The sequence below is a fragment of the Bacillus sp. DHT2 genome (genome assembly GCF_026241455.1).
GTDB classification, from domain to species: Bacteria; Bacillota; Bacilli; order Bacillales; family Bacillaceae_G; genus Bacillus_A; species Bacillus_A pseudomycoides.
On sequence record NZ_JAPHWH010000079.1, the window covers coordinates 1 to 504 of the forward strand.

The 504-nt window shown below is 45.0% G+C and carries 1 pseudogene; it reads right to left on the minus strand.

From position 1 onward, the window contains the following. Positions 1–58: 58 nt before the first annotated feature. Positions 59–504 (minus strand): annotated as a pseudogene (locus ORL93_RS30975) (lysozyme family protein); the annotation flags it as partial.

Sequence of the window (504 nt, forward strand, 5' to 3'; positions counted from 1 at the left end):
GGAAGACCTAATGGTTTGCAATCACCATGTTCTCTTGCTCCCTCTACGGGCGCACGGCGTCGCCATAACATGCCCCATAGGGTATCATCTCTGGTCTTACACAACGATACATACCCGTATGTTTTACTTTTTGATATGTTTCTGCGGAGAACTGAATTGCTAATTCTTTTGTGTATTTCCCCCCGTTTTTTGCAATAAAATCAAAGAATCCTGTTCCAAAGTTGTAAGCCTGTAAGGCTGTTTTAATGTGATCCATATCACCTGGCCCCGTGACTCCCGCTCGCTCAATCGCATGCTTAAATTCTTGAACCCCAGCCCAAATACTGTAGTCTGGATCGGTAATACAGTTCGGTGCTTTACAATACTTTGTGTTATATGCTCCTTCTGAGCTTTGCATAGGATCCAGTCCACGTCCGCCACTCTCCTGCATCATTTGAGCCAACATTAATGGAACAAACGCTTCTACACCAAATTCCTGCGCATACTTCCGAATGGTAGGTTCCC